The following is a 14,377-nucleotide window of genomic DNA, read 5'->3' as shown; positions in this document are numbered from 1 at the left end:
TTAATTAAAGTCCTGGTTCAGGTCGTGCTCTTGCCCACGGTGAAATCATCTCGGCGCTGGGAAACATGCCAGGGGATGGCAAAGCGCTCGATCAATTCCACAATCCCGTAGAGAAGCAGGCCAAGCAGGCTCAGCACGATGATGACGGCGAAGGTCATGCTGGTGTTCATGTTGCCGTTGTAATTTAGAAGCAGATATCCGAGCCCGTTATCGGAGGCGACGAACTCCGCCACCACGGCTGCAGTGGCCGAAAGTGCGGCAGCGACCTTAAATCCCGCAAAAAGGGAGGGCAGGGCGCCCGGCAGTTCCACTTTCCAGAAAATCGTCAGGCGTCCGGCCCGATAGCTTTTGGCGAGATCGTAGACCTCCGGCTCGATGGATTTGAAGGCCACGATGGAGTTGACGACGATCGGGAAAAAGGAAAGCAGGAAGACCAGCAGGATTTTGGACGGCAGGCCGAAGCCGACCCAGATGATGAAAAGCGGTGCGATGGCGATCTTCGGGATGATTTGCAGGATCACCAGCAGCGGGTAAAATATCGCCTCGAAGGCACGCGAATAGACCACCAGAAGCGCAAGAAGCGTTCCCATGACCACCGCCACCAGAAAGCCCAGCACCATCGGTTGTAGCGTATAAAGCGATGCCGTGAACACGATCGGTATATTGTTAAAAAGGTCCGCAAACACTCTGCTCGGGGCCGGCAGAATATATTCCGGCACCTTGAGCGCTCTCACCGCAATCTCCCACACGACCCCTGCGCCCACGAGACTGGCCATCGTGTGGACTTGGCCTTTGACGGCCCCCATGACTTTCGAAAACATGTTTCCTCCCGAAATTGCCCGGCCGTTCACCGCGCAATTTTAATATTGGAACAATGTTCCATATGGACTGATGTTTCGTCAAGTGGTAATTCAGGCCGGACAAGAGGATTGGAATGCAGCGGGAGGAGTGCATGTTGCAGAAGAAAACCGAAAGGAAGACCTATGAGCAGGGCGTCTTGCTGGAGGGTGTCAGTAAATATTTCGGGCACCCGGATGCGCCGGTCGTGGCGCTGGAAAAGCTCGACCTGACGATTGGCGACGGGGAGTTCGTGGCAATTGTCGGCCCTTCCGGCTGCGGCAAATCAACGATGATGCGGCTGATCTCACGGCTTTCGCGCGCCAGCACCGGCCAGATTTCCGTTTTTGGCGATGTTTCAAATAACCCGCCGCCCGGCATGAGCATCGTTTTCCAGAATCACGTGCTTCTGGCTTGGAGAACGATTATCGATAATGTTCTGTTCCCGGCCGAAATGACCGGCAGAAACCGTGAGGAACTGAGACCCCACGCATTGGCGCTTCTTCAATCCGTTGGCCTGAAAGACTTTGCCAATCGATATCCGCACGAACTATCCGGCGGCATGAAACAGCGCGCATCCATTGCGCGTGCGCTTCTGCTTCAGCCCAGGCTTTTGCTGATGGATGAGCCTTTCGGTGCGTTGGATGCGCTGACGCGCGAACAGATGCGTATCGACCTTGAAGCTCTCTGGCTGAAAAATCGTATGACGGTGGTGTTCATCACCCATTCCATCGACGAGGCGGTTCTTCTGGCGGACCGCGTCATAGTCATGACGCCGCGGCCGGGCCGAATTGAAAAAGTGCTGGAGATCGACATGCCGCGTCCGCGTGGACTGGCGGCACGGCGCGAGCCGGAATTTATCGAAAAATCCGAGGAGATCACCGAGATATTCCTATCGCGCGGCATTCTGCAGCGCCATGCCTGAACCGGCGGCGTCTCCTGGTTTTCGTTGAAGCCAAAGACGCCGCAACAGCCTATTTTCGCATCGCCTTGGGGTTCCCTCCCGATAGTGGCCGTGCACGTCGACCGGAGAGTGAGATGGAAAAGACGATCAATGTACCAAGCGGCGGTGTCGAGCGGACGATCGCCATGCTGGAGCTCCTTGCCTTGGCCGAGGAGCCGCTGAAGCTTTCCGATGTCGCACACCAACTCGATATTCCCAAAAGCGCTTGCCACCGTATCCTGACATCGCTCATCGACAACGGCTGGGCGTGGCAGAGCCAGGAAAGCGATTGTTATGCGTTGACCATGCGCATGGCGCTGGTGGGTCAGAAACAGCTGGCGCGCCTGCAGGTATCGGATCTGCGCCAGCCGATCCTCGACGATCTTGCGGAGCGCACCCGTGAACTCGTTCGCCTGACCGCCGTGCAGAACAACACTCTCGTGTGGGTCGGCTCGGCGCGCGGCCGCCGTTCCGGTCTGGTATTCGAGCCCGATATGAGCGCCGGCATCGTTCCCTACGCTACGGCGAACGGCAAGATATGGCTGGCCAGCCTCGAAAGGGAGCGGGCGCTCAGGATTGCGCTCGAGGCCGGACTTGGCCAACCCGGCCAGCAGGCTGCCAACGCCATCAACACGATTGAAGCGCTCAACAAGGAACTGGACGCTGTTTCTCGCCTCGGTTACGGCCGTGCGGTTGGCGAAGCCGAGGAAGGGGTAGGGGCAATCGCAGTTGCCATCCGTCAGGATAAGGGAGTTGTGGGCACCATGAGCGTTGCCGCGCCGCTCACGCGGTTGACCGATGAGCGTGTGGCGGAAATTCTGCCGCTTCTGGTGAGGGCAGCGAGCGATATGGAAATCACCTGGTAATCGGCGTCAACCGGCCGAAAGCACGTGATATCACGGGGATGTTCAATAAGGATCGGGCGGCAATGCCGCCCGATAAATGGTTGACTTAGGCTACGTCCGCATCGAACTGGATGCTGTGCAGGCGCTTATAGAGACCATCCGTTGCGAGCAGCTCGCGACGGCTTCCTTGCTCGACAACCTGACCATTATCCATCACGACAATCTTGTCGGCGCGGTTAATCGTGGAGAGCCGGTGGGCAATGACAATCGAGGTCTTGTTGAACGTCAACCGTTCAAGCGCGTCCCGAACAAGCGCTTCGGATTCCGAATCGAGCGCGCTCGTTGCTTCGTCGAGGATCAATATGTCCGCATCTCTCAGCATGGCGCGGGCGATGGCAACACGCTGACGCTGGCCACCGGACAGGCCGGAGCCGTTTTCGCCAAGCTTGCTGTCATAACCATTAGGCATGTTCATGATGAAATCATGCGCATTGGCCGCCTTGGCCGCAGCAATGATTTCCTCATCGGTAGCGTTGTCGCGACCAACAGAAATGTTGTGCTTCACCGTTCCCGAGAAGAGGAAGGTTTCCTGGCCCACGTAAGAAACATGCTCGCGCAGGCTGGCAAAGGACACATCGCGCAAATCCATTCCGTTGATCTCGACGGAACCGCTTTGCGGATCATAAAGACGCATTATAAGGTTGATGATCGTCGACTTGCCGCTGCCGGAAGGCCCGACCAGCGCAGTCATCTTGCCACCCTCGAAGAGGACGCTGATGTCCTTCAGAACCGGCTGGTTGGCAACATACTCGAAGCTGACGTTCTTAAGTTCTACGTTTCCACTTGCCTTGGGGAGCGGCTGCGCATCTTTTTTCTCGGCAAGTGTCAACGGAGCGTCCAGAACCTCGAACATCATACGCACACCGATCATTCCGCCTTCGATCTGGACGCGCATGCGGGCCAGACGCTTGGCCGGCTCATAGGCGAGAAGCAGGGCAGTAATGAAGGCCATCAGGTCACCCGGCGAACCGCCTTTTTCAAGAACGGTGTAACCGGATACGGCGATGACGACTGCAATGGCGAGGCCAGACAGTGTCTCCATGATCGGGCTGGTTGCCGCTTCAAGTTTCGCAATGCCATTAGCGCGTTGCTCGACATCAGATACCGCCTTGTTCATGCGCTGGCGCATCAGCTTTTCAAGAGAGAATGCCTTGATAACGCGCACGCCGATGCTAGTTTCCTGTACGACGTTGACGATCTCGCCGAGCGAAGCAAGCTCGGCCTCCATGATGTGGCGCACGCGCCGCAAAACCAGGCGAACACTGAAGATCGCCAACGGGCCTATGATCATCGAGATCGCGCTCAGGAGGAAATTCTGGGCGAACATAACGATGATCAAGCCAAGGAGCGAAAGCAGATCGCGGATAAAGGATGTGACAATGGTATCGATGACGCTACGGGCAGCCTGCGCGTTATAGGTAACGCGAACCAGCAATTCAGATGATGGCAGGTTCTGAAAGAACGAAACGCCCTGCTTTAAAAGCCTGTCATAGATTTTGCGCTGCTGTTCAGCTACGATACTGTTACCTGCCTTGCTGAGATAGTAGCTCTGTACGAAGGTGGCGAGACCCTTGACAATGAAGATTGCAGCCACTGCAAACGCAATCTCCAGAACAACGTCAAAACCCTGTTTCAGATAAACACTGTTGACGATATCGCGCATGATCCATGCGCTGAGAGAGGTTGTGCCGGCAACGACAACCATCGCCGCAATTGCTGCACTGTACCAACCAACATGTTTTTTGAAGTTCTCTTTGAAAAGCCGCACCAGCAACTTCTTGTCGTTTGGCGACAAAAACGATCCGATCACAGAAATATCCTTATTTGGTGTCGACGCCCACACAGATTCCAAATTGCACATTCAGCTGCATGTTATTCATGCGGGATGGCTTTCTCAGTTTCCACTCGCTGCCGTGCCAAGCTCGATAATCTCTCTCGCGCCGAGCAAAACTGCGCGAAAGGCTCTGGTAGGTAAAGAGCCCGACTGATTTGAGATCACGCCAATAAGCCTAGCGATCTAAAGTGTCAACATTGAGCGTTGATGCGGCCATGAAAAGGCGTGATCGGAACACAAGGAAGAACGAGCAAATATCGTTACTCAGAGCAATAGATTGGGAGCGACTGCGTCTGGCGAAACCGAAATTTACGTCTACAAGGCTAAGGACGGCATTTTTTCCAGTTGTAATGTGGCTCCGGGCGTTTGACTGGCTGCGCGATTGACAAGCTGGCTCGCTAAAATCTATATCGACGCAAAGTCGCGAAAGCTCTCACCTGAAACGTTCTGGCTTATTGGTGAACGGTGCATTATCCCATTCACTGATTGCAGGAGAATTTTTGGTTGCATCCCCGATGACCGTCGTCGGGCCAGTTAAAAGCAGGCAGGTCAGTGAATGTCCGATGTATTTTTTGATTTATCAGAACTGTATTTGAATTCCGGTGTGAAATTCAAATATTACGGTATAGCGCGAACCGTCATGGAAGTTGCATACGAGCTTACAAAGCTTGATGCGTCCATTCGATACGTCATATACTCACCGTTGCATCGGCGTTTCTTTGAGGTGTTTCCACGCGTAGGCGATGCGTCTCCAACGGGCGTTCTTGATCCGAATATTCCTTCTTCGGCAACGCCTTTGCGCCTTCGTCAAAATTTATATGATAAAAACGTCGTTAAAAACGCGCTTTACCGGATTCTCCACAAGATCGTTCAGCATCGCAACAAGAAGCGCTGGGCTACCGTTCCCGTTGGGGCGGTTAAGGATGTAGACCTCGACGGGCAAATCTTGATTGCGCTTGGGCGTCCGAAGATAATGTCAGACTATCTGATGGCTCTCGCTGAAAATGGCACCAAGCCGATTTTCATCCCGCTTCTTCACGACATGATCCCCTTGCATGATTTCACCCATCGAAATCAGTTTTCGTTCCCGAGAAACTTTATTTATGACAATCAGGTGGCGATCACGGCTGCGTCTATGGTTCTGACCAACTCGGAGTTTACCGCGTCAGAAGTCCGGCATTTTTCGGAAGCCGGGATTTTGCCGGCCGTGTCATCTGTTGTTGCCGTTCCCTTATGTCATGAATTGCGCCCGACTAACGAGCCGGTTGATAAACATGGCCCGGAAAAGCCATATCTCTTATGCGTGGGTATCTACAACGGAAGGAAAAACCTTGAGTGCGTCGTTGAAGCGATGCTCTCCTTGCATCAACGGGGCATTCAGGTGCCTGAACTTGTCTTGGCGGGTGCGCGCCGTAAAAGAGTGGAAAAATTTCTTAAGAAAGAGAAATTTGCGCCGCTATCCGGAAAGTTTAACTTCGTTTTCAATCCTAACCAGGCGGAATTGCACGCGCTGTATGAAAAGGCTTACGCGCTTCTTTTGCCCAGTCGAATGGAAGGCTGGGGCCTGCCGGTAAGTGAAGCATTGTGGTGTGGAACGCCTGCTCTGGCTGCAGATGTTCCTGCACTTCGAGAGGCAGGAGGAGATTTGGCGCGCTATTTCGATCCAGAAAGACCGGAAGAGTTAGCGGGTCAGCTCCAGAAGCTTCTGGAAAATCCTGCGGAATATTCGGAGTGGAAAAAAACCATCGCGCTTTCTCGTCCACAAATGCGGACCTGGAAAGATGTTGCGCAAGGAATTCTTGAGTCAATTAAACCCGTAAAATCTTGATGCATGCAAATAATGTTCAAGAACTGTCTGAGCCGTCTGAATGAAATGCTGGCAGAAGAAAATGTTCTTCAAGGCATATAGTCGATCGTTTTTCGATGTTCCTGATGGTTTTTAGACGTGATGGCTAAGTTGGTTGGCCTTTTGCTTTTGTAAATTTTGATTTACGACAGACAAAAGTTCGATTCATGGAGTTGTAGGGTCGCCGTAAAAATTTTGATAATCATGCCCTTTTAAATGTCTTAAGCGCAATTGGGGCACATTGGGCAGCTAATTCGATTCAGTTGAATCGTCTTGGGGGCGATGGCAGTTCTGCAATTTGCAGAGCAGTTGAATTGGGCATTCCGTTTTGCGTGTGTTGTGGCTCACGTGTAGGACAGCGACAGGATGAATAACTGGTGATGTTGGACTATTTGAGATTTTCTGAAGTTAAGGTTCTCTGCATTGGCGATGTAATGCTGGACTGCTTTATTTCCGGCGATGTCGGCCGCATTTCCCCGGAAGGCCCGGTCCCGGTTATGTGCGCGCGATCAGAGGAATATTTTGCCGGTGGCGCAGCTAACGTTGCGCGCAACATATCTTCTCTTGGAGCAAGTTGTACATTGCTGGGAGCGGTGGGCAAAGACAACAATGGCAGCAAACTGCTTGAGTTGCTGAACAATGTTCATGGCGTTTCGGCGCCCTTCGTGACATTGGATGAGCGCCCGACAACTATCAAGACGCGGTTCCTCGGTCACGGCCAGCAAATGTTGCGCGTTGATTTTGAGGATGCCACTCCGATTTCCCACGAGGAAGAGGATCGTGTCATCTCCACTGCGCTTTCCTTGATCGCATCTCACAGCGTTGTCATTTTGTCGGACTATGCCAAAGGTCTGTTAAGCGAAAGGGTTGTGAAAGCAATTATTGCTGCGTGCCGGACTGAGGGAAAACCGGTCATTATCGATCCAAAAACGTCTGATTTTACCCGCTATGCAGGTTCCGCGATTGTAACACCCAATCAAAAGGAAACGCAGGCCGTAACGGGTGTATGGCCGGATACCGATGAGGAAGCTGAATTGGCTGGCGAGTTGATCCTGTCGCGCTTTGACATCGAGGCGGTCCTCATTACGCGAGCGGAAAAAGGGATGACCCTTGTTGAGCGAGGCCATCCACCTTTCCATATTCGCACGGAAGCTAAAGAAGTGTTCGATGTCGTTGGTGCCGGCGACACGGTAATTGCGACGCTCGCCGTTGGCCTGGGCTCCCAAACTTCACGTGCCGATGCAGCACGGATTGCAAATGCAGCTGCTGGCATCGTGGTTGGGAAAAAAGGCACGGCAACTGTTTCTGCTGCCGAACTCCGAGATGCCTTGTCTCACGACACCTCGTCGGGGGAAGTCAGCCCTTCGGACAAGCTTTTTGACAGGCAAGATGTCCAGGCGCTGGCAGAGGATTGGCGGGGCGATAATCTGAAGGTCGGCTTTACGAACGGTTGCTTCGATATCCTGCACGTTGGCCACATCAGGCTTCTGCAGTTTGCGAGGGATAATTGTGATCGTCTGATCGTTGGCGTTAATGCAGATAGCTCGGTAAAGCGGCTTAAAGGTCCATCGAGACCGATAAATACCGAACTGGATCGCGCCGAACTTCTGGGCGCATTGGCTTTCGTCGACGCGGTGGTGGTGTTTGACGAAGACACGCCGCTTGAACTCATTAAGACGATACGCCCCAATGTGCTGGTTAAGGGGGCGGACTATACAATCGACAACATTGTTGGTGCGGATGTCGTGATGGCGGATGGCGGCAAGGTCGTTACATTCGAAATAGTGCCCGGAAAAAGCACGACGGCGACGATTGCGCGCAGCAAAAAAGAGGCAGTTTGATGTATATTGTAACCGGAGCTGCTGGATTTATCGGGTCCAACATTGTCGCTGATTTGGAGGCGGCGGGTCTGGGGCCGATTACCGTCGTTGACTGGTTTGGCCGTGGCGATAAGTGGCGCAATCTCGCAAAGCGTAACATCGCAGCTTATGTGTCACCCGAAGGACTGCCCGACTATCTTCGCAGCATTAAAGTGGATGTGAAAGCCGTCATACATATGGGCGCGATTTCCGCCACCACGGAAGCTGATGTAGACAGACTGATCGAGCTGAACATCAACTATTCTGTAATGTTGTGGGACTGGTGTGCTGAGCATGGCGTTCCTTTCATTTACGCGTCTTCCGCTGCGACCTATGGTGGCATCGAGGAGGGGTTTGATGACGACGAGGCTGCATCGGCACGCGCCTCTCTTGCACCGCTGAATGCCTATGGCTGGAGCAAAAAGACGACCGATGATATTTTCATCGACCGTGTTGCGCGTGGTGAGAATGCCCCTCCGCAGTGGGCTGGCCTAAAATTTTTCAATGTTTACGGGCCAAATGAATATCATAAGGATGATATGCGCAGTGTCGCCTGCAAACTCTTTGACGTCGTGCAGGCCACCAACGAGGTATCCCTGTTCAAGTCTTATCGACCTGATATCGAACATGGAGAACAGCGTCGGGATTTCGTATATGTGAAAGATTGCACATCGTTCATCTTGTGGCTTTTGAACAATCAGAAATATAGCGGGATCTTTAATTGTGGATCTGGCAAGGCACGATCTTTTGCAGACATCGTTCATGTCATGGGCGATCTTCTCGGCAAGAAGCTGAATATTAATTTCATTGAAATGCCGGAGGCGATCCGCGGTAAATATCAGTACTTTACCGAGGCAAATATGTCGAAAGTCGCGTCAATCGGATATAACGGTCCCCAATCATCGCTCGAAGAAGGGCTTGACGATTACATCAATTCGTATCTAAGCCGCGAAGACAGATATCGCTAGCAGTAGACATAATTGATGCGAAAAGACTGTATGCGCTCAGATGAAGCTGGATTGAACACCCTCAAAATCGCAACCGCTGAATGGCGTCCTTCGAAAACGGATTTGGATAGCTATCACTCATGTCAGCCAAACCAGTCTGGTTAAGGATAATTATTGATGACACAGCCGGGCTTCGAATCCGCTCAGAATGAGTATCTGAAACTCAAAAAATGGCTTTTCGAAGCGGCGCTTCCACTATGGTCCTCGGTTGGGCGAGATGATGTGAGTGGTGGCTTTTTCGAAAAAATCGATAGAAGCGGTGCTGCAGTTGAAGCGGCGAGAAGAACGCGGGTCGTTTGCCGTCAGATCTATAGCTTTTCTGCGGCTAAGAGAATGGGTTGGGCCGGCGATGCTGAAGGGGTGGTTCAGCACGGATGGGACTTTCTTCAACAGCACTGTTTTAATGCGGACGGTTCCCTGATTACTACGGTCGATTTGGCGAGTGGGGTCAGGAATACTTCATTCGATCTATATGACCATGCCTTTGCGTTGTTCGGTCTGAGCTATGCTGCTGACACGCTTGAAAACGAGGACGCCATTGCCGAAGCCGCGCTGCATTGTCTCGAGGCGATGATCGCAGGTTGGAAGCATCCGGCCTCAGGTTTTGAAGAGGCCGCGCCGCCTATCGTGCCTCTGCGTTCCAATCCGCATATGCATCTCTTTGAGGCGTTTCTTGCATGGATGGAAAATCCTTCGGTAAAAAAGCCTGAACGCTGGCTGTCGTGCCTCAATGAAATAGGCGAATTGTGCCTGTCGGCATTTGTCTCGCCTGAAAACGGGGCTCTTCGTGAATATTATAATCACGACTGGTCGGTAATGCAGCATCACACCCTGGCGCCAATCGAGCCGGGGCACCAATTCGAATGGGCATGGTTGCTCACGCGATGGGGTAAGATGGTAGGGCGGAAAGACGCTCTTATCGCTGCGCGCAAACTCGTGGAGATTGGCGAGAAAGGTGTCGATGAGTCCCGTGGTCTGGCTCGCAACGGTCTGAATTTTGATCTGACGCTCAACGACAAAGCATTTCGTCTGTGGCCGCAAACGGAGCGGATCAAAGCTTGGCTTATGATGGCCGAGACGGCGATAACTCTCGAAGATAGAGAAGTGGCATACGCAAAGGTTGCTGAGGCGGCCGGTGCCTTGCAGGGTTTTTTCAAGGGAGTTCTACCCGGCCTTTGGGTGGATCGTTTTCACGAAGATGGTACCCCAGTCGAGGAGCATGCGCCCGCGTCGTCTCTTTATCATATCGTCTGTGCTGTCGAAGAAATGCACAGATTGCTGCAGCCTTATACCGAAAGCGTACCCGCGCTTTTTTTAGATCGAGACGGTGTGATTATCGAAGACACGGGATATCCTGGTAAGATTGAGGACGTCCGACTTATCCCTGGGGCAGCGGAAGTTATAAGTTCTTTCAGAGATCGGGGATATCGGGTATTTGTCGTAACAAACCAGTCTGGCATCGGTCGCGGTTATTACGATGATCTCGACTATATCATCTTGCGGGCTCATATTGGGAAGTTGCTTCATGAACAAGGCGCATCTATTGACGATGAACGCCTCTGTCCTTTCCACGAGAATGCCACGGTCGAAAAATACCGGGGTGATCACTATTGGAGAAAACCGTCTCCAGGAATGATAGAAGATATCATCATGCGATGGAACGTGAATCGGGAGCGCAGCGTTCTCATTGGGGACAAAGTGTCAGACGTTGAGGCTGCTGGCGCAGCTTGGATCGACGGTCGTCTTTTCACTGGATCGAATTTGATGATTTTCGTCGCAGAGCAAGATATTCTGTGAAAATAAGTTCATCAAGTCATCAGCTTATGGGAAATTCAGGGCATGAGTGAAGGCGTTTCCTATGAAGCTTTCGAAGCCTATTTGTCGCAATCGCGTTATCCTAAATATAACGGTCTGAAGACATATGAGGCAGTCATCAGTACAATTGCCTCGGAGTCATCGGAGCCATTGGCCATTGTGTTGGTCGGAGCGTGGTCAGATGACGAAATTAAATGGGTCCAAGCCCAGGGATGGGAGGCGACGACCAATGAAAACTATCAATCGCTGACGGGAGATAGTGACAATCCTAAAATTCCGACTGCTACGCTCGTAATCTGTCGCCTCCCGGATCAACACGTTGGTTCCAAAGCGGCTTATCAGATTGTGTCCGGTATAAAACGCCGCCTTTCACAAGGTGGCGTATTTATTCTTGAGGTGGCTGGAACGGTGTTAGACGGTCCGACCGCATTGGAATCGAAGTCTGCATCGGCAGGGAAAAACACGGCGGAATTCCTTCTCGCAGGTGCTGCAGAATATTTGGGTTTCGCACCTGTCGAGACCCGGTATTTTCCGAAGCGTTCCACTTGGAAAACGGAACCGTCATTTGTGGTCGCGATTATTTCGCAGAAGTCTTTCAGTGATCTGGGGCGCGTGGCATCGACCACCGGCTATGCAATTAGGTCGATTGCCGGATACCGCTTTGACAATTCTGGTTTAGAGACAGGTGTCCAACCCGAAGGTATCTTGTCCGTCGATTCTAAAGAAGTGATGTCTGCAATACGTGATTGGCGCAGCCAGTCGAAGATGAGCGCAGACGTTATTGCTGATCTTTCAAGCGCGGCGCTTGAAGCAGGGAGTGTTTCCCATCGCCTCTCGAAAGCGGAGCGTCGTATACGTAGGTTAACTTGGCAGGGTGCTATATTTTTGCCGGTTACGTATCCAATGTCTATGGTGATCGCCGGAGTAGCCGGGATGTTGGCGCGCTTCAAGGAAAAAAAACGAGCTGGCCGTTTCGACACAAAAAAAAAACTCCCGCCTGACCGGCCTAAGACTGACGTACAGCCGGTTGTAACGACAACGCAACAAGGCGCGGGCCTTGCTGCCAATATTATTAGACCCAAAATACTCATTGTAAAACTGGATCATATTGGCGATTTTATTCTTTCTCTGCCCGCCGTTCGTCTTCTTCGGGAAGCATGGCCAGATGGTCACTACACTATAGTATGTTCATCAACCAATTCCGGTTTAGCGAAAGGCTGTGGTTACTTCGATGAAGTAAGGGAATATAATTTCTTCGCTCAGCTTTCGCAGGATGTTAAGAAAGCCGACATGTCGATGTTTTCCAACATCAGGGACATCGTTGGGGAAGAGTATGATATCGCCATCGATTTGCGGCACGATCAGGATACCCGACCTGTTCTGGCCTTTATCGACGCAAAAATAAAGGCAGGGTATCAGACCCATGGGAAACAATTCGTTCCGCTTGATGTTTCGCTGCCGCCCATCCCCGAGCGATCCGGACTTCACAAAAGCCCCCACAATATCCGCAGGTTGATGCTGCTTTGCAGTCACGTCGTCAATTCGGTGAAACCGTTGGACTTCGACGCGGGGCCGGCTCTTGTTTCATCTGGCCAATTTGAATTTCCTTGGGGTGGACAAAAATACGCTATATTAGCTCCGGGCGGAGGAACACTCGCAAAAAAGTGGTCGGCTGAGAAGTTTTCGGAACTGGCAATGCGTTTGGCGCGATATCACGACCTGAAAATTGTCGTCCTTGGGGGAGGTCAGGAAAAGGAGTATGGCGAGGCGATTTCCAAGGCTCTTCCTCAGGGGAGCGTGTTTGACCTGACCGGCAGCTTATCACTCATAGATATGGCGGCGGTTTCCTCAGGTGCGGCGGTTTTTGTGGGTAGCGATACCGGCGCAACGCAGCTCGCGGCTCTTCTCGGTACACCAACAGTCGCAGTTTTCAGTGGCGTTGCTGATGTGAACCTATGGCAGCCTGTAGGCGTTAAAGTCGAGGTTGTGAGAAGGCCAATTCCTTGTTCGCCGTGCTACATCGCCAAAATAGAAAATTGCGTTCAGGGACACGCTTGTATGAACGATATTCAGGTCGATCATGTCTACAAAGCTGTGGAAAGTTTGATGTCTGCGGAAAACTGAAGCTTTAAGTGATTTTGCCGAAGTTGGGTCTCGTAAGAAAGTAGAGAGTGTGGTGGCAGTTTTCAAAACTATCGAGCAAAAGCTCAGGCGAGCATATAAACGCCGTAAATTGGCGTCGGCAGGGATAGTCCAGAATGATGATGGCGCGATCCTGATAACGGGCGGCTTCGGGGATCTCATCGTCGTCGCCCGTTTCTTACGCGATTTGTCGATGCATTTGGGCGGCGGAAAGTTCTCTATTTTTTACAACTCACCTGCGGTGGCTGAAATAGTATTTAAGAGTGTGCCTGGTTTTAAGGGCGCATATCCATCGCATTTTTTCAAGTATGCCAAAGACATCTGTCTATACGGGCTCAAAATCAACCAATTTATCTACGTCGAAAAGTGGCCGGCCCACCGTGCACTAGCGAATGGTGACAAGAAGATATTTGAGCTTGTTCGAATACTGGAAGCTCACGAGAAAAAGATTGAGCCGCTTGATCTCATGCGTTCTCATCATCCCTATCTTGACGGAACGCTAGGTCGATACGCCGCCATTAAGGGGCGGAGCAGAAATGATTTCCTCCATTATGCAGCAGGTATAGCGTACGGAGGAGATGCGCTATCCTTGAGCAAAGACGAAACGGTTTTAGATCGGCATGGCCTTGTGGCAGGCAAGTATATCACGCTTCACAATGGTTATGATGAAGCTATGCAAAGTCTTCCCGGGCAACGCGCGACCAAAGCCTACCCGGGATGGGCAAATGTTGTCTCGGACTTGAGAGTACGCTTCGGAGATGACGTTAAATTTGTACAAATCGGTACGGCGAAAACGAGTGAGCCTATCGCCGGTGTCCACCTGAATCTGATTGGCAAAACCTCACTAATCGAGGCCCTAGGCCTCCTCGAGCATACGGCTTTTCATATGGACAACGAGGGAGGATTTGTGCACGCAGCCGCTGCGTTCGGGAAAAAAAGTTGTGTCGTCTTCGGGCCTACGTCGGTTGATTATTTTGGTTATCCGTCGAATTTGAATTTTGCACCTCTGCAATGTGGAGATTGCTGGTGGAGTGAAAAGACTTGGATGATGATGTGTCCAAAAGGGGATTCTGTTCCGTCCTGTATGGCTGCTTACGATCCGGGAATTTTAGCGCGAGACATCTACGATTGGTGGCGAATTCAAAATGTTTCGCATGAGTTGTAATGATTAACATCAAGGGTTGTTTTG

The 14,377-nt window shown here is 51.9% G+C and carries 11 protein-coding genes; 9 read left to right on the top strand and 2 right to left on the bottom strand.

Features of this window, described 5'->3' with window-relative positions; all coding sequences use genetic code 11:
• Positions 1–17 precede the first annotated feature (17 nt).
• Positions 18–821, bottom strand: coding sequence for an ABC transporter permease (locus tag ASD46_RS21085; RefSeq protein WP_060642623.1), 804 nt, complete (start codon positions 819–821; stop codon positions 18–20).
• A 131-nt stretch (positions 822–952) separates the two neighbouring features.
• On the opposite strand from ASD46_RS21085, the gene ASD46_RS21080 reads away from it, so the two are divergent.
• Both ASD46_RS21080 and ASD46_RS21075 read left to right on the top strand, forming a co-directional pair.
• Complete coding sequence (locus tag ASD46_RS21080) at positions 953–1,762, top strand: ABC transporter ATP-binding protein (protein ID WP_060642622.1); 810 nt, start codon at positions 953–955, stop codon at positions 1,760–1,762.
• A 113-nt stretch (positions 1,763–1,875) separates the two neighbouring features.
• Positions 1,876–2,646: an IclR family transcriptional regulator gene (locus ASD46_RS21075; protein WP_060642621.1), complete on the top strand. Its 771-nt coding sequence runs from the start codon at positions 1,876–1,878 to the stop codon at positions 2,644–2,646.
• A gap of 85 nt (positions 2,647–2,731) precedes the next feature.
• On the opposite strand, the gene ASD46_RS21070 is transcribed toward ASD46_RS21075, so the two are convergent.
• On the bottom strand, positions 2,732–4,348 hold the full coding sequence (locus tag ASD46_RS21070) for an ABC transporter ATP-binding protein (protein ID WP_323455140.1): 1,617 nt from the start codon (positions 4,346–4,348) through the stop codon (positions 2,732–2,734).
• Between ASD46_RS21070 and ASD46_RS27840 the strand changes: the two genes are divergently transcribed.
• From ASD46_RS27840 to ASD46_RS21040, 7 genes are all read left to right on the top strand, one after another.
• Positions 4,347–4,673 (top strand): hypothetical protein, encoded by a 327-nt coding sequence (locus ASD46_RS27840; protein ID WP_323455139.1) that lies wholly within the window; start codon positions 4,347–4,349, stop codon positions 4,671–4,673. The genes ASD46_RS21070 and ASD46_RS27840 overlap by 2 nt on opposite strands.
• A 402-nt stretch (positions 4,674–5,075) precedes the next feature.
• The gene (locus ASD46_RS21065) at positions 5,076–6,347 is read left to right on the top strand and encodes a glycosyltransferase family 4 protein (protein WP_060642620.1); all 1,272 of its coding nucleotides are present in this window, start codon (positions 5,076–5,078) and stop codon (positions 6,345–6,347) included.
• Positions 6,348–6,745: 398 nt separating this feature from the next.
• Complete coding sequence (gene rfaE1, locus ASD46_RS21060) at positions 6,746–8,206, top strand: D-glycero-beta-D-manno-heptose-7-phosphate kinase (RefSeq protein WP_019566636.1); 1,461 nt, start codon at positions 6,746–6,748, stop codon at positions 8,204–8,206.
• Entirely contained in the window at positions 8,206–9,192 is a 987-nt protein-coding gene (gene rfaD, locus ASD46_RS21055) for an ADP-glyceromanno-heptose 6-epimerase (protein ID WP_060642619.1), read from the top strand. The genes rfaE1 and rfaD overlap by 1 nt, the downstream gene beginning before the upstream one ends.
• Before the next feature lie 156 nt (positions 9,193–9,348).
• Positions 9,349–11,028: an HAD-IIIA family hydrolase gene (locus ASD46_RS21050; RefSeq protein WP_060642618.1), complete on the top strand. Its 1,680-nt coding sequence runs from the start codon at positions 9,349–9,351 to the stop codon at positions 11,026–11,028.
• Positions 11,029–11,070: 42 nt separating this feature from the next.
• Positions 11,071–13,170 carry a glycosyltransferase family 9 protein gene (locus ASD46_RS21045; RefSeq protein ID WP_060642617.1) on the top strand — a complete coding sequence of 700 codons (2,100 nt, stop codon included), beginning with the start codon at positions 11,071–11,073 and terminating at the stop codon, positions 13,168–13,170.
• Between the two features lie 52 nt (positions 13,171–13,222).
• Positions 13,223–14,353, top strand: a complete 1,131-nt coding sequence (locus ASD46_RS21040) for a glycosyltransferase family 9 protein (protein WP_156390083.1) — start codon at positions 13,223–13,225, stop codon at positions 14,351–14,353.
• The last annotated feature ends 24 nt before the right edge of the window (positions 14,354–14,377 follow it).

The sequence above is a fragment of the Rhizobium sp. Root491 genome (assembly GCF_001427205.1).
Lineage (GTDB): Bacteria > Pseudomonadota > Alphaproteobacteria > Rhizobiales > Rhizobiaceae > Agrobacterium > Agrobacterium tumefaciens.
The sequence above is the reverse complement of the archived record's forward strand: the minus strand, read 5'-3'. Positions and strand labels throughout refer to the sequence as shown.

Bases quoted from the DNA above. Each gene is read 5' to 3' on its own strand.
- ASD46_RS21085 (WP_060642623.1), bottom strand. From the start codon at position 821: ATGTTTTCGAAAGTCATGGGGGCCGTCAAAGGCCAAGTCCACACGATG.
- ASD46_RS21080 (WP_060642622.1), top strand. From the start codon at position 953: ATGTTGCAGAAGAAAACCGAAAGGAAGACCTATGAGCAGGGCGTCTTG.
- ASD46_RS21075 (WP_060642621.1), top strand. From the start codon at position 1,876: ATGGAAAAGACGATCAATGTACCAAGCGGCGGTGTCGAGCGGACGATC.
- ASD46_RS27840 (WP_323455139.1), top strand. From the start codon at position 4,347: ATGATCCATGCGCTGAGAGAGGTTGTGCCGGCAACGACAACCATCGCC.
- ASD46_RS21070 (WP_323455140.1), bottom strand. From the start codon at position 4,348: ATGCGCGATATCGTCAACAGTGTTTATCTGAAACAGGGTTTTGACGTT.
- ASD46_RS21065 (WP_060642620.1), top strand. From the start codon at position 5,076: ATGTCCGATGTATTTTTTGATTTATCAGAACTGTATTTGAATTCCGGT.
- rfaE1 (WP_019566636.1), top strand. From the start codon at position 6,746: ATGTTGGACTATTTGAGATTTTCTGAAGTTAAGGTTCTCTGCATTGGC.
- rfaD (WP_060642619.1), top strand. From the start codon at position 8,206: ATGTATATTGTAACCGGAGCTGCTGGATTTATCGGGTCCAACATTGTC.
- ASD46_RS21050 (WP_060642618.1), top strand. From the start codon at position 9,349: ATGACACAGCCGGGCTTCGAATCCGCTCAGAATGAGTATCTGAAACTC.
- ASD46_RS21045 (WP_060642617.1), top strand. From the start codon at position 11,071: ATGAGTGAAGGCGTTTCCTATGAAGCTTTCGAAGCCTATTTGTCGCAA.